A 24,046-nucleotide genomic window follows, 5' to 3' on the forward strand; every position below is an offset into this window, starting at 1 on the left:
CTCAGCGTTCGCCGCGGGCGCTCACCAGACCGATCATGCGCTCCAGCGCGTAGACCGGGTCACGCCCGGCACCCTTGACCCCGGCGTCGGTCTCGGCCAACATTTGGATGCAACGGCCGAGGCCCTGATCACTCCAGCCCTGCAGGTCGCGCCTCGCCCGGTCGACCTGCCACGGGGCCAGGGAGAACTTTGCGGCCAATTGGGCGGAACCCCCGCGCGCACCCTGCAGCTTGGCCATGGTGCGAAGCTTCATCGCGAACGCGGCTACCATCGGCACGGGATCGGCGCCGGAGGCGAGCGCCTGCCGCAACGAGATGAGTGCCTCGGCATACCGGCCGGCGATGGCAGCATCCGCCACAGTGAAGGCGTTGGTCTCCACCCGGCCGCCGTAGTACTTGTTGACCAGTTGCTCGGTCACGTCGCCTGCGCCGTCCGAGATCAGTTGCTGGCAACTGCTGGCCAGTTCTGCCATGTCATCGGAGAACGCGGCGACCAGTGCGCGCACCGCGCCCGGCGCCACCCGCCGGCCGGCGGTGGCGAATTCGGCCTGGACAAAGGCGACCTTGTCCGACTCCTTCTTCAGCTCGGCGCAGACCACTTCGACTCCCCCGCCCAACCCGCCACGAATGGCGTCGAGAAGTTTCTTGCCGCGCACTCCCCCACCGTGGCGAAGAATCAGGCAGGTGCGATCGGCGGGTTGCTCGAGGTAGTGCAGAGCCTCGATGATGAACTCGTCGGTGCACTTCTCCACGTTGGCCACTCGGATCATCCGCGCCTCGTCGAACAATGACGGGCTGGCGAGAGTGAGCAGTTCTCCGGGTGCGTAGTCGTCGGCCTGCACATCGCTGACCTCGAGGCTCGGATCTTCTTCTTTCAGAAAGTCACGCAGGTAGCGAATCGCACGATCGGCGAGAAAGCCCTCGGTGCCTGAGACCAGAACCACCGGGGCGGGCCTGATCTGGTTCCACGACAATTGCGCGATCGCCGGAGCCTTCGCTCTGGACGGTGCCGCTTTCCTCACTGCCACTGCTGCTCCCTCATGAGTTCCGCCCCCAGCCTAGATCACCCCACGGTCATCCCAACCCTTTGCGGGCGTCGGAAGCGGGCCGTTCGCTCCACACCCGGATGCGGTCATCCCCGTCACCCGGCGGTGACACGACGACCAGGCCCTGCTGGTCGGTCCGGTGCATCCGCGTTCCGCTCGCAGTCAGCATCTGCAGCGCCCTGTCTGTCGGATGCCCATACGAATTGCCCTCGCCGACCGAGATCAGCCCAACTCTCGCCTGCAGGCGCCGATACAGTTCGGGGCTCTGGTCGGCCGAACCGTGATGTGCCACTTTCACCACACCGACCGGGGAAAGCCCCTGGTGGGAGAACCTTCGACTGGCGAGCAGTGCGCGCTGGGCTTCTTCGCCCAGGTCGCCCAGAAAGATCGAGCTCATCTCTGGCGACTCGAACCTGATCGTCACGCTGCCCGCATTGCCCACCGCGAACCGGGGATCCCCCGCACGCGGCCAGAGCACGTTCCATGTGCTCTCTGCGAGCGTGCCGCTCATTCCGCTTGCCGCAGTCACCACCCGTGTACCGGCCGCCGCAAACGATTGAATGAGGCGCCGGCCGGCTGCCGTTTCTGGTGGCCCGATCAACGCGGTCTGCGTGCGCCCCACGACGGCGGATGCCCCACCGACATGGTCGAGATCGAAGTGGGTCAGCACGAGCAGATCAATCCGGTCAACCCCGAGTTTTTCCAAGCAGCTGCCAAGCATTTCGGGGTCGGGTCCGGCATCGACCAGCGCGTGGAGTTCGCCGAAACGCAGCACGACGGCATCACCTTGACCAATGTCACAGGCTGCTATCTGCCAGTCGCCCGGGACCGACAGCCGCTGGGCGAACCGGGTACCCGCATGCACCCCCGCGTACACGCTGCCCGCCAACAACACGACCGTCAACGACAGTGCCCACGAGACGGACCTGGCGCGCCGCTGCAGCAACACCACCAGGACACACACGGTCAACCCACTGACGAGGAGAAGCCCGGCCGCCCCCTCCAACCAGGGCATGCGGGCAGCCGGCCACCGGCTGGTCGCCTGGGCGACCGCAGCGATCCACCACGAGGGAAACCACGCCAACTGCATGATCAGTTGGCCGGCCGCGGGGGCCACAGGAAGGAGAACGCAGCCGATCAGCCCGAGCACCGTCGCGATGGGCGCTGCCGGCGCCGCGAGCAGGTTGGCTGGCACGCCGAACAGCGACAGTGAGGCATCCAGCAGAACCAGAACCGGTTGGCACGCCAACTGCGCGGCCAAGGGGATGGCGATCAGCATCGCGACCCACGCCGGCATCCACCGGGCAAAGGTGGCCGCGATCGGCCCGGCCAGCAGCAGGAGCCCAGCCGTGGCCAGTACGGAGAGGGCGAAACCGAAGTCCCGGGCCAGCCAAGGGTCGATCGCCAGCAGGACCAGACAGGCCAATGAGAGCGCGGGGATGCCCTGCGACAGGCGTCCGGCGGCCAGCGAGACCAGCACCACCACTGCCATGACCGATGCCCTCAGAACGCTCCCCTCCGGGGTCACCAGGATGACGAAGCCCAGAAGTGTGATGAGTGCGACTGCGATTCGGATGCCGCGGCCAAGACCGAGCCCGGCGCCCACCAGCATCACGCCCGCGACGACCACCGCACAGTTCGCCCCCGAGACCGCGGTCAAATGGCTGAGCGATGAATCCTTCATCGCCTGGTCGAGTTGCTCACTCACGGCGCTCGTGTCGCCGATCGCGAGCCCGGGCAGCAGGGTTCCGCCGTCACCGGGCAGCGTTCGCGCCGCACGGGAGAAGCCAAACCGCAACTCGTTGGCCCAGTCAAGCCACGCCGGCGGGGGCGCCACGGCTCTGGGGCTCCCCCGCGCGAATATCAGCACACCCACCTGTTCCGCCGCGCCCAGAGGGCGCGCTGTTCCGGTGACCTCAATCGTCGCCCCGATCCGAATTTCAGACATCGCCGGCGTTCGCCAGTCCCCCTGGGCGCTGGCGACAGCTGATTTCACGGTTGCAAACACGCGTACCGGCGCCTCCATGGGAAAGACCCGCTCACCGACAACCAGCCGGGTGATGCTGCCGCGAAACGAGTACCGGTTCTCGACTCCCCCACCGAAACCGGCTCCCGCACCGAAACCGGCTCCCGCACCGAAACCGGCTCCCGCAGCCGACCTCGGACTGGCCACGACCCGCATGGTGGCGGTGACGGTACGACCGCCGGATGCACTCTCGAAAGCCTCGGCCGGGTACCGGTTGCCATGCATAACCGCGATCGATGTGGCCACAAGCGCCATCGATGCGGCAGTGATGACCGCCACGGTGATGACCTGCAACACCCCGGGGATCGCCCCTCGTCGAGCGGCGGTCAGTTCATCGGAGGTCAGTTCATCGGCCGTCAGTTCATCGGCAGTCAGTTCATCGGCAGTGCCCTCGGCGCCCGCGCGGCTCGTCACGTGATCGGGGAGCGCCCGCACCGAACGAACGCGGTGGAACAGTACGGGAACCAGCGGTGCCACCAGCCCAAGCGCTGCGAGCCCCCACAGCGCGAGGGCAATCCCCGCGTGGTCGTGTGGGATTCCGATCAGCACACCCGCCGCCAACCAGGCGAACACCGCCGGGATCGCGAGCCGAATATCCAGTGGAGGGCGCGTCACGTGGTCACGAGATCCTTCAACCCGTCGAAGGTCTTCTCCCCGATTCCGGTCACACTCATCAGGTCATCGATCGACGTGAAGGAGCCGAACGACTCGCGCCAATCAATGATGCGTTTCGCGAGTGCCGGCCCGACACGCGGCAAAAGCTCCAGCTCCGCCTGGCTTGCGCGGTTGATGTTGATCAGGCCACCAGAGCTCCCCGCCGTTGTCGGGCCCGACTGCTCAGAATGAGACACCTCCTCACCCACAGCTGGAACGTACAGTTGCTCCCCGTCACCCACGAAACGGGCCAGGTTGACCCCGCCCGGGTCGGCGTCAACGGCCAGCCCTCCGGCTGCCGCGATCACGTCGACCACGCGTGCCCCGTCAACCAACTGGTAGAGGCCCGGATGTTCCACCGCCCCCAGGACGTGCACGAACACGTCGGCAGCGGCGGCGATCTCGGCTCCGTTTGCTCCGGTGGCTTTGGCCTCGACGTCGATCGGGGATCCGGACGCGTCAATCGTGGCACCGGTGCGCTGATCGGGCTCGAGCCATTCGGAGGTCCCTGTGGACGAGCTGACCGTGACGAGGATGGCCGCCACGGCAGCGATCAGCACCAGCCCGACAGCGGCACCCACCCCGAGCCGCAGTCGCACAGGGCCGCGGCGGCCGTCGCCGACCGGGCCCGTCTGCCCCGGTCCGGAAAGTGCGCTCATTGGGGCAGGTTAGGCCGGTGCACCCCGCACTTGACCCCAGAACCGGGTACTCGTGGACAACCGCGCACACCCCTGCCGTGTCGGGAGTCGTGCCGGTGGGCGAACCGGGTTACTCGGGCTTGGTCGCGATGTTCACGATCTTGGGTGCCCGCACGATCACATTGACCTCGGTGCGCCCCTTCAACGTTCGAATGACATGGTCGGATGCCCGGGCAAGAGCCTCCAGCTCGTCGGCCGCAATGTCGGGACTCACCTGCAACCGGTCGCGCACCTTTCCGTCGACCTGGATGATCGCGGTCACGCTCGTTTCGACGAGCAGCGCAGGATCGGCTTCTGGCCACAGTGCCAGCGCGACCGAGGGCTCGTGCCCCAGATGTTCCCACATGTCCTCAGCGGTGTAGGGCGAGAACATGTCCAGGCCGATGGCGACCGCCTCGGCCGCCTCACGCACCGCAGGGTCGCCGGCACCGGAACCGGAGTCGATGGTCTTGCGGGTGGCATTGACCAGTTCCATCAACCGAGCAACCACCACATTGAACTTGAACGACTCGACCAGACCGGGCACCTCAGCCAGGAAGTGGTGGGTCACCGTGCGGAGCGCCGGGTCACCGGCGCCGAAGTCCACGCCGGGCTCCGACGTCACGTCGTTGGCCACGCGCCACGCCCTGGCCAAGAACTTCGCGCTGCCGGCGGGTGAGACATCCGCCCAGTCGACGTCGTCTTCGGGCGGGCCGGCGAACGCCATGGTCAGGCGCACCGCGTCGACGCCGTGCTCGTCGAGCTGTTCGGCCAGGGCGACCACGTTGCCCTTGGACTTGCTCATCGCGTGGCCGTCCATGAGCACCATGCCCTGGTTGAGCAGGGCGCTGAACGGCTCGGTGAAGTTCACGTGGCCGAGATCGTAGAGCACCTTGGTGATGAATCGGGCGTAGAGCAGGTGCAGGATCGCGTGCGTGACCCCGCCCACATACTGGTCGACCGGCGCCCACGTCTTGGCCAATTCCGGGTCGAACGCCTGCGTGTCGTCGTTCGGTGACAGAAACCGCAGAAAGTACCAGGAGCTGTCGACGAAGGTGTCCATGGTGTCGGGGTCACGGCGTGCCGGGGAGCCGTCGCGCGGGTCGACAACGTTGACCCAGTCGGTGGCTGCGCCCAGGGGCGAGCTGCCCTTGGGTTGCAGGTCGAGCCCCTCGGTCGGCGGCAGCTCGACCGGCAGCTGGTCGAATGGGACCGGGATCAGCGCGCCGTCGTCGCCGTGAATGATCGGGATGGGGGTGCCCCAATAGCGCTGGCGGGAGATCAACCAGTCGCGGAGGCGGTAGTTCGTGGTGGCACGGCCCAGTCCGTCGGCCTCCAGCTGTGCCACGACGTGGGCGATGGCCTCGGTCTTCGCCATTCCGTCGATCGGGCCGGAGTTGACCATCCGCCCCTCGCCCGTTGTCGCAATCCCGGTGCGCACCGGATCGTTGTCGATCGGCGCCCCGTCGGCGTCGAGCTCGGCGGGAACGTCGACGACCACCCGCACGGGCAGGTCGAACGTGAGCGCGAAGTCGAGGTCACGCTGGTCGTGGGCGGGCACCGCCATGATCGCGCCGTGCCCGTAATCGCTCAGCACATAGTCGGCCGCCCAGATCGGCAGTCGCTCACCGTTCACCGGGTTGATGGCGTACCGGCCGAGCGGCACGCCGGTCTTCTCCCGGTCGGTCGCCTGGCGTTCGATCTCGGTGCTCTTCTGCACCTTCGCGAGGTACGCGTCAAATCTCTCGCGCACATCGGCGGGGGCATCCGCCACCAACTCTCCGGCCAGGTCGGAGTCGGGCGCGACGACCATGAACGTCGCGCCGTAGAGGGTGTCGGCCCGGGTGGTGAACACGGGCACGCGATGGTCGAGCCCCTCGATCTGAAATTCGACGTCGGCCCCTGTCGAGCGGCCGATCCAGTTGCGCTGCATGCTGATCACCTTCGCGGGCCAGGTGTGGGCGAGATCATCCAGATCAGCGAGCAGCCGGTCGGCGTAGTCAGTGATCTTGAAGTACCACTGGGTGAGCTTCTTCTTGACCACAAGTGCGCCGCTGCGCTCGGAGGTGCCGTCTGCGAAGACCTGCTCGTTCGCGAGCACCGTCTGATCGACCGGGTCCCAGTTCACCCAGGAGTCCTTGCGGTAGGCGAGCCCCGCCTCGTACATGATCAAAAACAGCCACTGGTTCCACTTGTAATACTCCGGATCGGAGGTGTGGATGACCCGTTCCCAGTCGAACGAGGCGGCATAGCGGCGCATGCTCACTCGCTGCTGTTCAATGTTGTCATAGGTCCACTTGCGTGGGTCGAGGCCGCGCTTGATGGCGGCATTCTCGGCGGGCAATCCGAACGAGTCCCAGCCGATCGGATGCAGTACGTTGTACCCGCGGTGGCGCCAGTAGCGGGCGATCACATCACCCAGTGCGTAAGCCTCTGCGTGGCCCATGTGCAGATCGCCCGACGGGTATGGGAACATGTCGAGAATGTATTTGTTCGGGCGATCATCGTCGAGATCGGAGCTGAACGGCTTCAACTCGTCCCAGACCGGGGCCCATTTGCGCTCGAGCGCGGCGAAATCGTAGCGCTCGGTATCGGTGGGCTCGTCGTGTGTTGACGGGGACATGTCGGATGCCACGTGACTCTCATTCATCGATGCGGATCGGGTGATCGGCGCTCCCGGATGACCGTTTCGCGCCCCCTCAAGCCTACCCACCCGAGCGCGGGTCACTCGGCATCGAGAACCCCGAGCAACGCCTGCGCTTTCAGTTTCACCTCTTCCAGTTCTTCGAGGGGCACGGACAGCGCCGTGATCCCCCCGCCGGCGCCGATCACCGCCCGATGTGCTTCGAGCAGGATGCTGCGAATCACCATGGCCAATTCGATCCGGCCGGAGCAGCCGATCACACCGAACGCGCCGGAGTAGACGCCGCGGGCGACCTGTTCGAGCTCCTGCAACCGCGTCATTGCCGCGTGCTTCGGAGCCCCGGTCATCGATCCGGCCGGAAAGGTGGCCTCAATGACATCGATCACACTGGCGTCATCGGCCAGTTGCGCAGTGATGGTCGAGACCAGTTGGTGCACCTGCGCATAGCTCTCCACCTGGAAAAGTGACTCCACTCGAACCGTTCCCGGTGCGGCAATCCTCTCCAGATCATTGCGCATCAGGTCGACGATCATCAGGTTCTCGGCTCGCTCCTTGGCGCTTGCGGCGAGTTCGGCAGCCAGGCGTGCATCTTCGGCGGCGTCTGTTGACCTGGGCCGCGTTCCCTTGATCGGCCGGGTGCGAACGAGGCGCTCGGTCGTGACCTCGAGAAACTGTTCCGGTGAGGCGCTCACCAGTGACAGGCCGCCGAACCGGATCAGACCGGAGTGCGTCGACGGGCTGACCTTCCGCAGTGCCATGAACACCCGGAACGGGTCGAAATCTCCGGCGACTCGAATCTGGTTGGTGAGGCAGAGCACGTATGCGCTGCCGGCGGTGATCAGTTCCTTGCAACGGTCGATCAGATGAAGATAGTCCGCATCGGAATGGTGCCAACGTACCGTCCCAATCGGCGCCCTCCCAATCGGTGCCCTCCCAATCGGCGCGGCCCCAATCGACCCGGCGGCGGCCGACTCGCCATACCAGCCGGGCAGGGTGCTGGCGCGCGCGGCTGCCAACAGTCGGGCGTCCTCCGCGGAGTCGCCGGCCGAGAGGAGCGTGACCTGTCGCGACGAGTGCTCAAACCGGAAGGCCCGATCCACATACATCCAGGCGGCATCCGGATGCGCGCCGGGGAGCATGGGGACACCACTGGTCACCTCCCCGAGTTCATAGCCGAACCACCCCACCCAGCCCGGGACGATGCCGTCACCCGCGCTGACATCCGGCTCCGTCAGCAGATTGTCGTTGAGTCGGGAGCGTAGAAAATCGAAGACGGTCCCGGATTCCGGCAAAACGGTTGCGACTGCGCCGGCCCCGTCCGACGCACGGAGCGTACCCTGCGTCGACGTGACGACGCGGCCATCCGCACATTGGCCAAGATAGCTGACCGCGCCCCGGTCACCGGATTCGGGAAGATCGAGCCAGAAGGCATGTTCTGCGTGCGCATACAGGGAATTGAACACAGCCGTAGGGTTCAGCCACGTCTCCAACGGGGTGCGCACGATGGGTCGGGTCACTGCATCAGCCTAAGGCCCGTCGCGCGCCATTCGGACATGTCCTCTGCCATTATTCGGCCGGCCGCCTGCAGCCTCAGTAAGCACGCACCACTCCCCTGCCGCCACTGGTCAAGGCAAGTGCCCCGCTACAATCTCCACAGGCCGATTGCTCTGTGCGAACCGGGCAATCGTACGTCTGCCCCACGGCGTGCAGCGCGCACCCCTCGCTCGCACCACAACCTGACCGGAGGTTCCACACCATGGTGAACCTCTCATACGTCTGGCATCCACACGAAGAAATTCTTGCCCAGACGCTGCGCGGTGAGGCCACGCCCCACCTGCTCGTCGCCGACTCGTGGCTGGTCGAGGATGGCCTGGTGCGAGCGATCAGCCTGCATCGCGACCGGTTCTTTCGGACCGCTCGCACCTGGTACACACAACCCGTACTGGACAGTTTCTGGGACGCCGCACTGGGCGTGTTGCCGGGCACCGGCCGATGGTTTCCCCGGGTTGAGGTGCAGGAGGGGACAACCGCCGGCACCGGCCCTGACCGCCCGCGACTCGCGCTCCGGTTGCGCACGGCGCCCTCCACTAACCGTCAGATGGCACTCGCCAGCCATCGCGGCCCTGACCCGCGCACACGGCCCTCGGTGAAGGGTCCGGATATTCCCTCCCTGAACGCCGCCAGGGCCAAGGTCGCTCCCGAAGCCGATGACACCGTCATCCTCGACGCACGCGGGCACATCGTCGATGGTGCCACCACAGCCATCCTGTGGTGGCGCGGTGACACCCTGGTGTCGCCGCCGTCTGACCTGAAACGCGTCGACAGCATCACCGCAAAGACGATCCGGCTGCTGGCGTCTCAAACCGGTATCCGCTGCACGGTGGAGCGGGCCCATGTCAAAGACCTGGCGGGCTGCCGCGTGTGGGCGGTCAACGCATTGCACGGCATCCGGAGCGTGTCTGCCTGGATGGACGGCCCCGATCTTGATAGTGACGATGCGGATGACGACCGTTGGGTGCGCAGTCTGGCTGCCCTTCGGCGGCCGATACGTTGAGCGGAAACACAGCCTTCACCCACCCGGCTCACACTACGATCGTGGCATGACGGAAGCTCCAGGGCGCGCGTGAACGACTCCCTGCTCTGGTTGATCGACCTGGTCGCCGGTATGGACCCGCTGCTGAGAACCCTGCTGGCCGGTGTCGGGATGCTTCTGGAGACGTCGGTCCTGATTGGCCTGGTGGTTCCCGGGGACACGATCGTGTTGATTGCCAGCACCGGCGTTCAGAGTCCGTTCCAGTACTTCGGTCTCGTGCTCGCCGTCGTGGTCGGTTCGCTGGCCGGAGAGAGCATCGGCTTCGCGCTCGGCCACTACCTCGGGCCGCGCATCCAGACCAGTTGGCTCGGCCGCCGAATCGGCGACGAGAACTGGAAGAAGGCACAGAGATATGTGGTGCGCCGTGGTGGGATCGCTGTCTTCCTCTCCCGCTTTCTTCCCGTGTTCCATTCGCTCATCCCTGTGACAGTCGGGGTCAGCCCGATGCGCTATCGCAGGTTCATGATCTGGAGCACTCCCGCCTGCATCATCTGGGCCTTCGCGTACGTCTCGGCCGGGTCAGCGGCAGCCCAGGGTTACCGTGACTTGGCGGGGCAACTCCACTACGCCGGGTTCCTTTTCGTAGCGGCAATCGTGGTTTTCCTGCTGATCGCCTTCGGTATCAAGAAATTGCTGAACCGGATCGAGGCCCGCCACATGCGCGCCCTCGACCTGGTCGCCGGTGACACTGCCTCCACACCGAGTGCCGCTGGCGCGGGCAGTGCCACCGGAGGGCCTGTCGACGACACCGGGCACGAGGGTGCCGCCGACGACCCCACCGAGAAACGCGATTAGAAGAGCTTCTTCTGTTCCAACCAGTCTTTGGCGATGGTCTCGGGTGACTCCTTCTTGTCACCCTGATTCAATTCGTTCATTGCCAGAAGTTCCGCTGTCGTCAGGTTCGCCGAGATCTTGTTCAATACAGCCTTCACCTCATCGGTGGCTGCTGCACTGCTGATCAGCGGCACCACGTTCTGTGCCAGGATCATGTTCTTCGGGTCGGCAAGTGTGACGAACTTGTTCTGGGTGATCGCAGGTGTGGTGCTGTAGATGTCGGCCAGGTCCACCGTGCCATCGACCAGGGCGTTGACCGTGAGTGGTCCGCCACTGTCGCTGATCGGCACCAGTGTCACATCCTTCACCCCGTAGATATCCTTCAGACCGGGAATCCCATATGGGCGCTCTCCGAGCTCAGGGTTTCCACCTACCTTCAACGGGATGCCGAGCCCGGCGAGGTCGGCCAGGCTGGTCACATTGTTCTCGGTCGAGAACTTCTGGGTCACGTTGTACGAGTCCTTGTCCTCGGCTTTGGCCGGGTCGAGAACTTCGAAGCCTGACGGCAGGGCGTCGCCGAGCGCCGCAACCACCTCGTCGCTCGAGGTGGCCGTCGTCTTGGGATCATAGAACTGCAACAGGTTGCCGCTGTACTCCGGAATGAGGTTGATCGAACCGTCTTGCAACGCCGCGAGGTAGACGTCTCGTTGGCCGATGCTCAACTTCGTCTCGACCGTGATTCCGTTGGCCGTCAACGCCTGGGCGTAGATCTGGGCGATGATCTCGTTCTCCGGGAATTGCGCCGAACCCACCACGACGGTTCCCGAGGCCGGAGCCACACTGCCACTGCTCGGCGGTGCGGTGGGATTGCTCGAGGAGCACCCGACCATCGCCACAGCCGCGATCACTGCAACCGCTCCGCCGAGTATTCGACTCTTCGTATTTCTCAACATGTGTCCCTCATCTCCTTGTTGTGAATCATGTCAGGCGTGCATTCTCTTCGAAGCCAGCCGCAGCGCTTTCACTCCGCGGGGAATCACAATTCTCTGGGTTCCAGCCAACACCGCATCGATTACCAGTGCCAACAGGATCACCACGATTGCTCCACCGAGCACCTCGGCATAGTTTCGCACCGGCAGCCCGTCCAGCATGAACCGGCCCAGCCCGCCGACCGGCAGGATCGCCGCGACCGTCCAGGTGGCGATGACCTGGAGTGTGGCCGAGCGCAGGCCGCTGATCGCCAGCGGCAGTGACAGCGGCAGTTCCACCTGGGCGAAGACCTGCCACTCCGTCATTCCGACTGCGCGGGCCGAGTCGATCGTGCTGCGTTCGACCGCTCCGACCCCGGCGTAGGCGCCGGCCAACAGTGGCGGAATCGCGAGGATCACCAATGCGGTCAGCGGGGCAAGAATCCCGAGGCCCATGAGCAGCGCCAGCACCGTCACCAGACCCAGGGTGGGCAACGCTCGAAATCCGCCCGACACGGCGACCGCGAGCCCGCGGCCCCGACCGGTGTGTCCGATCAGGTAACCGATGGGCAGTGCGATCGCAGCGGCGATCACCAGTGTGAGCAGCGTGTACCCGAGGTGCTCAACGGTGCGGGCGGGAACGCCTCCGGGCCCCGTCAGATTCTCCGGGTCGACCAACCAGGCCAACGCATCCAACCAGTTGTTCATGGGTTGATCACCACCGGATCGTCCTGGACGACGATGAGCCGCCCATTCGTGCGGGTGATCCTCGACCAGGGCAGAAGGAATCGGCCCATCAGAACCAACAATCCGTCAAATACCAGTGCGATCACCACCGTACCGATGATGCCGACCAGGATCTCCAAGGGAAAGTTGCGTTGAAAACCGTCGATGAACAGATAGCCCAGGCTGTTGACCCCGATCAACGCGCCCACGCTGACGAGACTGACGGTGGACACGGCAACCACGCGCATGCCGGCAAGCAGTACCGGGCCCGACAGCGGAAGTTCTACCCGCACGAGCCGCCCCCACGTCGAATAACCCATTGCTTTTGCGGATTGGATCACATCGGGTTCCACGTCGGCCAGGGCGTCGGCGGTCGTTCGCACCATGAGTGCGACTGCATAAAGGGTCAGCGCGATGATCACGTTCAGCGGGTCAAGAATCTGGGTGCCGATGATCGACGGAAGCAGAACGAACAAGGCCAGGGACGGCACAGCGTAAAGGATGCCGCTGGCTGTGACCAGCGTTCCTCGAACCAGATGATAGCGGTTGGCAATGGCCCCGATCGGTACCGCGAGGAGGAACCCAAGAACGATGGGCACCACGCTCAACCAGATGTGATCGAGGGTCAGCGACAGTACCATGTCGAGGTTCGCCAGCAGCCAACTCATCGTGCGCCCCGACTCAGCGCCCGTCCGTGGACGGGCCTCGAGTCTGTCCGGGCCAGCTTGGGCCCTCGGTCGGCGATTCGTTCACCAGGATTCCTGCGGGCCGGCCGGTGCCATCAATCACCAGGTTTCCGAAGCGACCCGGGGCCAGGTGCAGGGCACGCGCACCCCGATCGGTGCCCACGAAGCTCGAAACGAAATCATCGGCCGGATTGCTGAGAATCTCGGTGGGTGTACCCAACTGCGCGATCTCGCCGCCCGTTTTCAGGATGGCGATCTGGTCTCCAAGAAGAAAAGCCTCGTCGATGTCGTGGGTGACGAAGACCACCGTTTTGCCCAGTTCGCGTTGCAGGCGAAGCAGCTCTTGTTGCAGCTCCGAACGCACGATTGGGTCGACTGCCCCGAACGGCTCGTCCATCAACAAGATGTTGGGGTCGACCGCGAGTCCGCGGGCCACCCCCACCCGCTGTTGCTGGCCGCCCGAGAGCTGGCTGGGGTACCTGTCGGCGAATGCGCGGTCCAATCCGACCGTGTCCATCAACTCGAGTGCCCGGCCTCGCGCTCGCCCACGCGCCACACCGGTCAGATAGAGCACGGTGGCAATGTTGTCGATCACTTTGCGGTGCGGCAGCAGCCCGGAGTTCTGCATCACGTAGCCGATTCCGCGCCGCAGCTTCACCGGCTCCTTGCCGGCGATGTCGTCACCGTCGATTTCGACGACGCCGCTGGTCGGGTCGACCATACGGTTGATCATTCTGAGGATTGTCGTCTTGCCCGAGCCAGAAGACCCGACGAGAACCGTGGTCTTGCGAGACGGAATCACGAGTGAGAGGGAATCCACGGCGCGCGTTCCATCGGGAAACTGCTTGGTCACCGATCGGAATTCGATCATGTCTCGGGCTCGGCTCCTCGGTTGTGTGAGATTAAGTCGTGCCTGGGGTCCAACGCACGCACGATTCTGCGGCAGAGGCAAAGTCGTGCGCAATACGTATGGTGGCGAATCCCCCGGTCATGAACCTATCCGCTCGCTTCGGTCTTGGCTGACGGGCCGTAGTGGCTCTCGAGGTAGCCGTAGATCACGGCTCGGCATTCGGCGAGGAAACTCGGGTCGCCCTGCGGGTCGGAGTAGAACGCCCGACTGATGATGGCGTCTCCGATTTCGACTGCGACCTCCATTCGGAATGCCAACTCATCGCCCTCGGGCAATTGGTACTCGGAAGAAAGGATCTCGGCAAGGCTGCGCGCAAAGAATCCCTGTTCGAACCGTTCTCCTGCCGCATCGGGCGCGTTGACGCTGTCGACGAACTTGATAATCCGAAATCCACGCTCATCCCGGTGCATCCCAATGAAGGCGTCGATCGCACAGCCCATTGCGCCCCACCAGTCCGTCGGTTGGATCCGCTTGATCTCGTCGACCACGGCGGCGTGGAAACGCTGAATTGCGCGTTCGCGCAACGCCTGTAACACGGCGATTCGGTCGGGGAAGTACCGGTAAACGGTTCCGATTGACGCCCCTGCTCTCTGGGCCACCATCGCCGTCGTCACCCGTTCGAAGCCGACCTCGTCGATCACTTCGGCCGCCGCATCCAGAAGTCCGGCCAGCCTGGCGGAGCTGCGCTCCTGCACCAGTTGTGTTCGCACCTGAATTTCCTGGGGTGCGTTATCCACCAATCTATCTAGTGACATATCGCACTCCTTCTCATTATCGGCATGCTCGATTCTAGTGACTCGTCCCCTGAAAGGGTGGCATTTCGCCATCAGCGTGGCTCTATCTTCTGAGTGGCGCATCTTCGCGGGTCTCGTCCGATCAACAGTGGGGAGCCTTCTCGGTCTGCTTTCGTGGCTTGAGCGTCGAACGTGCGAGACTGTCCGGGTGGCAGAGCCTTCTGGATCGACCCCCGAGCGACGGGAAAGTGTTGTTCGCCACCGTGCGGCACGCCTGGAAGATCGCATGCACAGTTTTCGCGAGAGACGAGCGCGCAAGCGTGGCTACGCGGCAACGGTGATCGCCTACACGGGCTACGGCGGTGCCACCTGGGTTCGCGTGCTCGGCCGAGTGTTGTTGACCAGAAACCCCCGGGCCGGTTCCCGGGCAGAACGCAAGCAGCTCAAGCGCATCGACCGGGTGCGCGGCTGGCGCAGTTTCACCAGTGTTCCCGTCGGTGACGTGCTCGTCACGGTGACCATCGACGACATCAGCTTCCAAGTGAAGGCTGACCGGGGCGGGGTGATCGATGAAGAACTTCCGGTAGTGCTGAAACCGGGTTGGCACACGGTCAAGATGCACACCGTCGACTCGGAGGTGAGTGAGTCCGAGGTATTCGTCGTCGACCCCGCGACGCGACTCGGGGTGCTCTCTGACGTCGATGACACCGTTATGGTCACGGCACTCCCCCGACCCCTGGTGGCGGCCTGGAACACCTTCGTCCTCGATGAGCACGCCCGCATCCCCACCCCGGGGATGGCCGTGTTCCTCGAACGCCTGGCGGCCAGTCACCCCGGTGCCCCGGTCATCTACCTGTCTACGGGTGCCTGGAACGTCGCACCGACACTCACCCGTTTTCTTGACCGAAACCTCTATCCGAAAGGGGCCCTGCTTCTGACCGATTGGGGGCCCACACACGACCGATTGTTCCGGAGCGGGCGTGAACACAAGCGCACGAACCTCGTCAGGCTCGCCCGGGAGTTCCCGAATATCAAATGGTTGCTGATCGGTGACGATGGGCAGAAGGACGAAGAGATCTACGGTGAGTTCGCCGCGCAGCATCCGGAGCACGTCGCGGCCGTCGCCATTCGCCAACTGTCTCCCGGCGAGGCGGTGCTGGCCGGTGGCCGGTCGTCGCCCGATCAGCACTCGGAGACGGCAGACATTCCCTGGGCCTATTCCCCGCACGGGGCGGGCCTTGAGGAGCAACTGACCGCGTTCGGCGTCATCTGAGGGTATTTGGCCCGAGCCGGCGTCGATACGCTGGAGTGCATGACGTGGGCGACCAAATTGCGAACCTCCAGTCGGGTGCCATTGCTGCAAGCGGTCAAGACCTCGGTCGCCACCGTGCTCGCCTGGGTGGTGGCCGGCACCCTGCTCCCCGGTCAGCTGCCGATCTTCGCGGCCGTGGCCGCCCTTCTGGTCGTGCAACCGAGTGTGAATCAATCGTTCGGCAAGGCGATCGAACGCACATTCGGGGTCGTTCTCGGAGTGCTCGTCGCGACGGGGATCAGCCTGCTGTTCGGCCAGAACAGTTGGGTGGTGCTGCTGGCAATCGTGGTGTCGATCATGATGGCCTGGTTGCTCAGGTTGAACCCCGGCTCGTCCAACCAGATCCCGATCAGCGCAATGCTGGTGCTCGCGCTTGGTGCGGCAACCCCCGACTACGCATTCACCCGCATCATCGAGACCATCATCGGTGCGGTGATCGCCCTGATCGTGAACCTGGTGATCGTTCCACCGGTGCTGCTCTTACCGGCGCACCACGCTGTGGCACGGCTGGCCGCCGGGGTGGCATCGGTACTTGACCAACTGGCGGTTGCCCTGAGCACTCCGATGACAAACGACCAGTTGATGTCGCTCATGCACGACTCGCGGTCTCTCAGGGACCTGCGCGATACCGCAGATCAACGCGTGACCGAGGGCGAGGAGTCGCTGACGCTCAACCCCCGCCGTTCTGCGCACCGGGACCGGCTGGTCGCCGCCAGCCAACTGCTCACCCGGCTCACCCCGCTGGTCACCCGGGTGATCGGGATGTCCCGGGCCCTGCGCGACCACTACGACGAGCAGTTGAGCTCCGACCCGGCCGCCCAGGCCATCGCCACTGAACTCACGAGGGCCGCCCACGACCTGCGACTGTTGATCCGCCCGATCGACAGCGTCGACATCGACCTGCCGACGGTGACCAGCGAGATGCCCGCACTCACCGCGCCCCTGGTCATCTTGAAACCCAACCCCGAGCACTGGATTCTGCTCGGGTCGCTGATGGAGGACCTCAGACGGGTGCGCGAGGAGATCGTCGGCGAATGAATGCTCCGGGTCAGATCAGCGGCTGTCCCGCGGGATGATCAACTGGATTCCGGGTTCGATCGGGCAAGCGCAGAAGACCGCAAGTGGAACGTCTTGCTCTCACTGGTTGCCGCCGTGGGCAACGCTCGCTCCTGGCAAGAACCTGATGGAAACGACGTTCTCGCCGCGTCGGCAGAGCTTCACGCCAGGCAGGATGTACCGCCTCCGGTTACCATGGCCAGCATGGACGACATCGAGCCAGCTCGCGATGGCGCGGGCAAGGCACCCCGCAGCCGTCGTTACCTCGTCGCGCTCACCGACGGCGGCGGCACCGTTCCGCCCGAGCTCGGGGTGGCCCGTCGTCTTCTGGACCGGGGTCATCGGGTCACGGTGCTTGCGGATGACTCGTTGGCGGACCAAGTGCGCCCCACCGGTGCGGCGTTCAGTCCCTGGCCCGCCAACACGGTGGGCGAAATCCGTGACTGGGAGTTACGCAGCCCGCTGAGTCTCGCGCGCGACATGGTCGACCACATGATCGCGGGGCCGGCGCCCGGGCATGCACAACACACCGCAGCAGCGATCGACGAGACGCCACCAGATCTCGTACTGGCCTCTTTCACAGAGTTCGGCGCCATGATCGCGGCCGAGGCGCGCGGGATCCCGTTCGACGTTCTGCTCCCGAACGTCTACGCGCTGCCGGTCAGGGGAATGCCGCCGATCGGCACCGGTTTCCCTCCCGCCGGGGGGTCGCTCGGGCGACTGCGCGACCTGGTCGCGAGCTCCGGGAGTGGCCGGCTGATCGACCGGTACGCGCTCAAGCGGATCAACGCGCTGCGGGCCGCTCATGGGCTTGACCTGATCACAACCACCTGGGACCAAGTGCATCGCGCCAGGCGTCAGTTGGTTCTCACCTCCTCACACTTCGACTTCCCGGCCGAGCTGCCGCCGAGTGCGCGGTATGTGGGACCAATCCTGGACGATCCAGCGTGGGCGGTCGACGACCGGTGGCTGCCGCCCTCCGGTGACGAACCGCTCGTTCTGGTCGCGATGTCGTCGACCTTCCAGAACCAGCTGGGCTGCCTGCAGCGGGTGGTGGATGCCCTCGGGCGTCTCCCGGTGCGGGGCCTGGTGACCACCGGGCCGCGAATCAGTCCCGCAGACATTCGGGCACCCGCCAACGTCAGCGTGCTTGCCGCCGCGCCGCACGGCGAGGCCATGCGCCACGCCAGCGTCGTCGTCACCCATGGTGGCCACGGCACGGTGGTGAAGTCGCTGGTTGCGGGACTGCCGCTGGTCATCCTTCCTCACGGCCGCGATCAGGCCGACAACGCCGTTCGGGTCACCACGCGCGGTGCCGGCATCGTCGTGTCACGTCGGGCATCGGCCAGACGAATCGCCGGGGCAATTGCCACAGTACTGGACAGCCCGGCATACCGGCGGGCGGCGATGGAACTCGGCGCACTCGTCGCACACGATGCCAGCTTGGACAGACCGCTTCTTGAGGAACTCGAACACTGACCAGTTCGCTCGCGCCACCGGTATCGACGCCGGATTCAGGGCAGCTTCTCCTCCACCGGCGTGCGCCGCATGACGAGCAGGGCCCGGGCGGCATCGTCGACCTGAGCCGGGTCGATGCGCCCGGTCAGGGCCGCGGCCACGATATCGGCAACCATGGCGCCGAGATCGATCCCGACCGTGGACGGGTCGGCGGGCAGCACATAGAGCAAGGCGGTGGTGCCCGCGGCGAGGGCGCGGATCGCGTTCTCGGAGGGGTTGCGGTACTCGTCGATACCGCTGTGCTGCAGCATCAGCATGTCGTCGCTGATGATCACCCCGTGGAAGTTGAGATCATCCCTGAGGATGCGATGCCAGACCGGTGACAGGCTGGCCGGCTGCGCATCGACGTCTGAATACTCCAAGTGGCCGAGCATCACCAGTTCGGCGCCCGCCACGATACCGGCCGCGAACGGTCGACCGTAGCGTTCACGCCAGTTCGCGCGGCTCAACGCCGTCTGCGGGATCAGTTGGTGCGAATCTCCGACCCCGGCCCCATGACCGGGAAAGTGCTTCAGGGTGCTGAGCACCAGACCGCTCTCGCCGCGCACCGCCTGGGCGACGCGTTCCGCGGCGGCCTGCGGGTCGATGCCGAGCACACGGTCATAAATGAAGGAGCCGGGGTCGGCGGAGACGTCGGCGACCACCCCGAAGTTGATCTGGATGCCCGCTTCCCTCAAAAGCGCTGCCCGTGACCGAAACGAGGTGTAGGTATCACTCACGGAGTCGTGCTTGAGCTGATCCGCGCCCGGCGCTGTGTCTGCGTCCAGGCGGCTGACCACCCCGCCCTCTTGGTCGACCGCAAACAGCAACGGCAGTTCGGGATCGGGGCTGGCCGCCGTGGTGAGGCCGGCGAGTGCGGCTGTGCCCGAGGGGATATTGTCACTCATCAAGATCATGCCGCCGGGTCGGTTCTGCTCGGCAAACGCGCGAAACGCACTGGCATCCGTGCCGGGAATGTGCAACACGAACAGGCTCTGCACCTTTTCGGCCAACGACATCTGGGCCAACCGAACCTCTGCCCACGCCTGGGCCCGTTCGGTGGGGCCGGGTTCGGGTTGCGGCGCAGGTTGCGCCTCGAGCGTACCCGGGTCGGTTGACGCCGGCCCTGCCGACGGCGAGACAGCGCCGCCTGCCGACGTCGGCGGCTTCACACCTGCGGGCCCGGCGTGCGCACATCCGGCGGTCACCAGCAGCCCCGCGATCGCCGCCGCTGCGGCAAGGAGCCTGCCCGCCATCCGCGTCCTCACCATCCGTCGATGGTACCCCCGTTCACGAGAGGTGTGCCCGGCACTGGCAGAATCGGGGCTGGCCGCAATACGCTGGCAACCATGCAGCAGGGTTCGGCAGGCTTCCACCCATCACCGGTCACTGCTGTTCGAGGCCTGATCCATGCCACCCATCCCCTGCCGTCGATCGCGGTCACGGCGGTTGCCCTGATTCTCGGGCTGGCCGTCGGCCTCGGCTCCGTCGAACTGTGGCTGGTCGCCGCGATGGTGCTCACCGGGCAGCTGTCGGTGGGCTGGTCCAACGACTGGATCGATGCTGCCCGCGACACGGCCGTCGAGCGACGGGACAAACCGATTGTCACGGGCATGGTGAGCCGGCGCGCCGTCGGCGTTGCCGCCCTGGCCGCGGTCGTCGTCAGCATCGGCCTCGGGTTTGCTCTCGCCCCGGCAGTCGGGGTCGCGAATGTGATCTCTGTGGCATCCGCCTGGGCGTACAACGGGCCGCTGAAATCAACCCTGTGGTCCTGGTTGCCGTTCGCCGTGAGTTTCGGGATCCTGCCGGTTCTGGTCACCTTCGCACTGCCCGGGTCGCCCTGGCCGATGTGGTGGGTGGTGGCCGCCGGTGCTCTTCTCGGCGTTGCGGCCCACTTCACCAACGTGCTGCCCGACCTCGAAGGCGACCGGCGCACCGGCGTTTCGGGGCTGCCACACCGGCTGGGTGCCCGGGCATCCGGGCTGATTCCGTTCATCATGTTGGCCGTGGTGTCGGTGCTCGTCGGGATCGGGCAGGTCGGCACAGCACCCCGCCCAGGAACAGCGGTGGGTGTCGTGCTGGGACTGGCAATCGCGGTGACCGGGATCGTGCTTGCGCGCACGCGTCGGCCGACCCGTTCTTTGATGCGGCTGATCATGCTGGGCGCGCTGGTGAATGTGGCCACGTTGGCGGCGACCGGGATGGCGTTGGTCGTGGGCGCGTGAAGCAGGCACCCCGTGGCTCGCTCTGGGCCCGGGGATCAGGGGGTCAGCGGTTCAATCGGCCGCGGTTCAATCGGCCGCGTTTCAATCGGCACAGTCGGGCTGGACGTGGAGGGTGCCTCGGCTGCCTTCTGCCCTTTCGAGTTCTGTATCCCGATGGCCGAGATGACACCCCCGGCGATCAACATCAGCGCGGTTGCGAGCATCGCGCGGTGAAAACCGGTCAGGTCGAGGGTGCCCCCGACGATGATTCCAGTCAACGCAACGGCGATCAGCCCGGCCACCCTCGATACTGCGTTATTCACCGCCGATCCGATGCCGGCCTGACTGGTACTGATGGCGCCGAGAATACCGGAAGTCAAAGGGGCCACCGTGATTGACAGCCCCAGGCCGAACACGAGCACTCCGGGCAATACCTGCAGCCAGAAGTTGATCGGATCAGTGACCGACAGCATCATCAGGTAGCCGACTCCACCGATGACCGGCCCCACCGCCATAAAAAGGCGGGGGCCGTATTTGCCGCCCAACTCGCCGAACCGCGACGAGAGCAACAGCATCATTATGGTCGTCGGCAACAGGGCCAGCCCCGCAGCCAGGGCCGTGAATCCGACAGTCTGCTGCAAGAACAGGGTGAGAGCGAACGAACCGAAAGAGAGTGCCCCGTAGATGAATGTGGTGGCCACGTTGCCGACCGAGAAGTTGCGCACCCTGAAGAGTTTCAACGGCATCATCGGATGCGGCGCACGTGACTCCCACCAGAGGAAGACGGCGAAGGCGACCACCCCGAGAATGAGCGGGAGAAACACCAGCGGATCCTGCCAGCCGAGTCGATCCTGTTCGATCAGCGCGAACACGGGGCCGCCAAGACCGACTGCCGCCAAGACCGCGCCGATGATGTCGATGTGCCCCGTGCCCCTGATGTGCTCCGGCTCCTTCATCCTGTGCAGCAGCCACAGCGTGACACCGATCGGGATCACATTGATCAAAAAGATCCACCGCCAACTGAGATAGTCGGTCAGAAGGCCGCCCAGGATCGGGCCCGCGATGAACGCGACCCCCGTCCAGCCCGTCCACGAACCGATCGCTCTGCCTTGGGCCTTTCCGGAGAACTCCGACAGGATCAGCGCCAGTGAGCTCGGCACGAGCAGCGCCCCCGCCATGCCTTGCAGCCCACGGGCCAGAATCAAGAAGATGCCCGCCGGGGCCAGCGCACACAAGAGGCTGGCCACCCCGAACCAGACCAGTCCGACACGCAGGATTCGGCCGCGGCCGAACGTGTCTGACAGCGATCCGGCGACGAGAATGAAGGCGCCGAGTGTGAGCAGGTACGCGTCGACGACCCACTGCTGCAGCACCAGTCCGCCGCCGAGGTCACGTGCCATGGCGGGCAGGGCGACGGTGATGATGGAGCCGTCGAGGAAAGCGACGAACGAGGCGAGGATCGCGGTCCACAGGACGAGCCGCTGTTGGCTGGTTGTGGGCGTTCGTTGTTTCCTACTCATGGCCGTGCGCTGTTCACGGCCGCGCCCCAGCCGCAGTTGTCGCGTGCGGGCAATTGCAATTGGCGCCCCGCCATCTCCGGGCGGCGCACAATGGGGGCTCTGTTCGATGACGACGTCACCATGACTTCATGTTAACCCTGCCGCTACTTCAGGGGAGGGCGAGTTTCACCGAGACGCCACGGGATCAGGGCGCTCCGCGTGGTGATCGATCGCTGACTGGGAGCGACCCGCAGTTGCACGGTCTAGTCTGGGCCAGAAGCAACACCTCCTGTCTCAGGACACATGCCGAATGTACTCAGACTCACGCGTCAGCCACGAGTCGAACGGAGCCCGGTTTCGCCCATGACTGCACCGTCACGCCAAGCATCACCTCTGACCACCGTTCAGAAGCCCCGCCGCAAGTCGCTTGCGGCTGCCGGAGGTGTTGCAGCTCTCATCGCCGGGCTCGGTCTCGGCGAATTGACGGCGGCCCTCACCTCGATCGCCACGAGCCCCACCGGCTCGGTTGGCTCCGTGGTGATCGACCTCACTCCGGGATGGTTCAAGGAGTTCATGATCTCGGCTGTCGGTACCGCCGACAAATTCGTGCTCGTCGCGCTGATCATTGTGGTGGCCTCGGCCGTCGGCGCCATCGCCGGGGTGCTCGAGCTGTCTCGTCCGCCCGGGGGGCGCGCGGTGCTCGGCGGTCTCGCCGTGGTCTGTGCGATCGCAGCGCTCAGCCGGGCGGGGGCAGGCCTCAGCAGCGTATTGCCTGCCGCCGTGGCCTGGCTCGTGGCCGCCCTGGTATTGGTGTTTCTCGTTCGACGCCTGCGGCCGGGGGTCGCCCCAGCCACAGCAACGCGGCGGCGAGCTGCGGAGCGCGGAGACGCGCCCACCCCAGCACCCGCGGCGGAGTCCTCGATCGACCGGCGCCGATTTCTGCTCTACTCGGCAGCCGCGGTGGTCGTCGGTGTCGCGGGCGGGGCCATGAGCCGCGTCGCCGGCGCCGGGGCTCGGGCAGCCCAGTCTGCCCGTTCTCTCCTGAGGCTCCCCGCCGCCGCCATCCCGGCACCCGCGGTGCCCGCGGTGCCCGCCGGTGCCGCCCTCGACGTCGCCGGGATCACCCCGCTGGTCACGGCCAACGGTGATTTCTATCGCATTGACACCGCCCTGGCCGTGCCCGACGTGAACCCGGACGATTGGAGTCTCACGGTGAACGGAATGGTGGAGCATCCGATCACCATCACCTTCGCCGAACTTCTTGCGCTCCCGTTGACCGAGAGGGCGGTCACATTGGCCTGTGTCTCGAACGTGGTTGGCGGCGACCTCATCGGAAACGCCACCTGGCTGGGTTACCCGATCAATGAGTTGTTGGCCAGGGCGAAACCGGCCGCCGGTGCCGACATGGTGCTGTCGCGCAGTGTCGACGGCTTCACAGCAAGCACCCCACTCGAAGCGCTGACCGACGACCGCGGTGCGCTGCTCGCGGTGGGGATGAACGGAGAACCGCTGCCGTTCGAGCATGGTTTCCCGGTTCGCATGGTCGTTCCTGGGCTGTACGGTTACGTCTCTGCGACCAAGTGGGTGAGTGAAATGACAGTGACACGATTCGACCGCGACACCGCCTATTGGACGCGCAACGGGTGGTCCCCGCTGGGGCCGATCAAAACCGAATCACGGATCGATGTTCCCCGCAACGGCGAGAAGGTGGCGGCTGGCATGGTGACGATCGCCGGGGTCGCGTGGGCGCAGACCCGCGGAATCGACAAGGTGGAAGTGCGAATCGATACCGAACCGTGGCGTGAGGCCACGCTTGCCCGTGCGATCTCGGCCGACACCTGGGTGCAGTGGCTGTACGAATGGCAGGCCACATCGGGCACGCACACGCTCACCGTACGGGCGACCGATTCAACCGGGGTCACCCAGACCGAGACGCAGGTGGGGCCTGTGCCCGACGGAGCCACCGGCTGGGACCGTCTCACCGTCAACGTCGGCTGAAAACCGGTCACGGTCCGGGTCACGATGAGCGTCGGCGGGCATT

The 24,046-nt window shown here is 65.5% G+C and carries 19 protein-coding genes; 7 read left to right on the forward strand and 12 right to left on the reverse strand.

Features of this window, described 5'->3' with window-relative positions:
* Position 1: 1 nt before the first annotated feature.
* From holA to DL891_RS02840, 5 genes are all read right to left on the reverse strand, one after another.
* Entirely contained in the window at positions 2 to 1,027 is a 1,026-nt protein-coding gene (gene holA, locus DL891_RS02820; protein ID WP_111718917.1) for a DNA polymerase III subunit delta, read from the reverse strand.
* 46 nt (positions 1,028 to 1,073) lie between these two features.
* Positions 1,074 to 3,686, reverse strand: coding sequence for a ComEC/Rec2 family competence protein (locus DL891_RS02825; protein WP_111718918.1), 2,613 nt, complete (start codon positions 3,684 to 3,686; stop codon positions 1,074 to 1,076).
* The gene (locus tag DL891_RS02830; RefSeq protein ID WP_111718919.1) at positions 3,683 to 4,384 is read right to left on the reverse strand and encodes a helix-hairpin-helix domain-containing protein; all 702 of its coding nucleotides are present in this window, start codon (positions 4,382 to 4,384) and stop codon (positions 3,683 to 3,685) included. The genes DL891_RS02825 and DL891_RS02830 overlap by 4 nt, the downstream gene beginning before the upstream one ends.
* A gap of 109 nt (positions 4,385 to 4,493) precedes the next feature.
* Positions 4,494 to 7,025 carry a leucine--tRNA ligase gene (leuS, locus tag DL891_RS02835; protein ID WP_111719105.1) on the reverse strand — a complete coding sequence of 844 codons (2,532 nt, stop codon included), beginning with the start codon at positions 7,023 to 7,025 and terminating at the stop codon, positions 4,494 to 4,496.
* A gap of 101 nt (positions 7,026 to 7,126) precedes the next feature.
* Positions 7,127 to 8,563, reverse strand: a complete 1,437-nt coding sequence (locus tag DL891_RS02840) for an anthranilate synthase component I family protein (RefSeq protein WP_111718920.1) — start codon at positions 8,561 to 8,563, stop codon at positions 7,127 to 7,129.
* 239 nt (positions 8,564 to 8,802) lie between these two features.
* Between DL891_RS02840 and DL891_RS02845 the strand changes: the two genes are divergently transcribed.
* On the forward strand, positions 8,803 to 9,600 hold the full coding sequence (locus tag DL891_RS02845) for an aminotransferase class IV (protein ID WP_111718921.1): 798 nt from the start codon (positions 8,803 to 8,805) through the stop codon (positions 9,598 to 9,600).
* Between the two features lie 69 nt (positions 9,601 to 9,669).
* Positions 9,670 to 10,434: a DedA family protein gene (locus DL891_RS02850; protein ID WP_111718922.1), complete on the forward strand. Its 765-nt coding sequence runs from the start codon at positions 9,670 to 9,672 to the stop codon at positions 10,432 to 10,434.
* Here DL891_RS02850 and DL891_RS02855 read toward each other — a convergent pair.
* From DL891_RS02855 to DL891_RS02875, 5 genes are all read right to left on the reverse strand, one after another.
* Positions 10,431 to 11,366, reverse strand: coding sequence for an ABC transporter substrate-binding protein (locus DL891_RS02855; protein WP_111718923.1), 936 nt, complete (start codon positions 11,364 to 11,366; stop codon positions 10,431 to 10,433). The genes DL891_RS02850 and DL891_RS02855 overlap by 4 nt on opposite strands.
* Before the next feature lie 30 nt (positions 11,367 to 11,396).
* Positions 11,397 to 12,089 carry an ABC transporter permease gene (locus tag DL891_RS02860; protein WP_111718924.1) on the reverse strand — a complete coding sequence of 231 codons (693 nt, stop codon included), beginning with the start codon at positions 12,087 to 12,089 and terminating at the stop codon, positions 11,397 to 11,399.
* Positions 12,086 to 12,775: an ABC transporter permease gene (locus DL891_RS02865; protein ID WP_111718925.1), complete on the reverse strand. Its 690-nt coding sequence runs from the start codon at positions 12,773 to 12,775 to the stop codon at positions 12,086 to 12,088. Before DL891_RS02865 ends, DL891_RS02860 begins: the two co-directional genes overlap by 4 nt.
* A 13-nt stretch (positions 12,776 to 12,788) precedes the next feature.
* Entirely contained in the window at positions 12,789 to 13,664 is an 876-nt protein-coding gene (locus DL891_RS02870; RefSeq protein ID WP_111718926.1) for an ABC transporter ATP-binding protein, read from the reverse strand.
* A gap of 125 nt (positions 13,665 to 13,789) precedes the next feature.
* A complete protein-coding gene (locus DL891_RS02875; RefSeq protein WP_111718927.1) occupies positions 13,790 to 14,458 on the reverse strand; it encodes a TetR/AcrR family transcriptional regulator in 669 nt (222 codons plus the stop codon).
* Between the two features lie 265 nt (positions 14,459 to 14,723).
* Here DL891_RS02875 and DL891_RS02880 point away from each other — a divergent pair, with 265 nt between their 5' ends.
* Genes DL891_RS02880 through DL891_RS02890 form a run of 3 tightly spaced genes read left to right on the forward strand, consistent with a single transcriptional unit; the run spans position 14,724 to position 18,284 of the window.
* Complete coding sequence (locus DL891_RS02880; RefSeq protein ID WP_111718928.1) at positions 14,724 to 15,710, forward strand: App1 family protein; 987 nt, start codon at positions 14,724 to 14,726, stop codon at positions 15,708 to 15,710.
* A 39-nt stretch (positions 15,711 to 15,749) separates the two neighbouring features.
* On the forward strand, positions 15,750 to 16,787 hold the full coding sequence (locus DL891_RS02885; RefSeq protein ID WP_111718929.1) for an aromatic acid exporter family protein: 1,038 nt from the start codon (positions 15,750 to 15,752) through the stop codon (positions 16,785 to 16,787).
* Complete coding sequence (locus tag DL891_RS02890; RefSeq protein WP_232818976.1) at positions 16,788 to 18,284, forward strand: glycosyltransferase; 1,497 nt, start codon at positions 16,788 to 16,790, stop codon at positions 18,282 to 18,284.
* Between the two features lie 35 nt (positions 18,285 to 18,319).
* Here the strand turns inward: DL891_RS02890 and DL891_RS02895 are convergent, their stop codons facing one another.
* Positions 18,320 to 19,573, reverse strand: a complete 1,254-nt coding sequence (locus tag DL891_RS02895) for a glycoside hydrolase family 3 N-terminal domain-containing protein (protein WP_111718930.1) — start codon at positions 19,571 to 19,573, stop codon at positions 18,320 to 18,322.
* A 6-nt stretch (positions 19,574 to 19,579) separates the two neighbouring features.
* Between DL891_RS02895 and DL891_RS02900 the strand changes: the two genes are divergently transcribed.
* Positions 19,580 to 20,527, forward strand: a complete 948-nt coding sequence (locus DL891_RS02900) for a UbiA family prenyltransferase (RefSeq protein WP_232818977.1) — start codon at positions 19,580 to 19,582, stop codon at positions 20,525 to 20,527.
* 35 nt (positions 20,528 to 20,562) lie between these two features.
* Here DL891_RS02900 and DL891_RS02905 read toward each other — a convergent pair whose 3' ends face one another.
* Complete coding sequence (locus DL891_RS02905; protein ID WP_111718931.1) at positions 20,563 to 22,026, reverse strand: MFS transporter; 1,464 nt, start codon at positions 22,024 to 22,026, stop codon at positions 20,563 to 20,565.
* 342 nt (positions 22,027 to 22,368) lie between these two features.
* Here DL891_RS02905 and DL891_RS02910 point away from each other — a divergent pair, with 342 nt between their 5' ends.
* A complete protein-coding gene (locus tag DL891_RS02910) occupies positions 22,369 to 24,003 on the forward strand; it encodes a molybdopterin-dependent oxidoreductase (RefSeq protein WP_111718932.1) in 1,635 nt (544 codons plus the stop codon).
* The last annotated feature ends 43 nt before the right edge of the window (positions 24,004 to 24,046 follow it).

This window comes from Homoserinimonas sp. OAct 916 (assembly GCF_003260275.1).
GTDB lineage: Bacteria > Actinomycetota > Actinomycetes > Actinomycetales > Microbacteriaceae > OACT-916.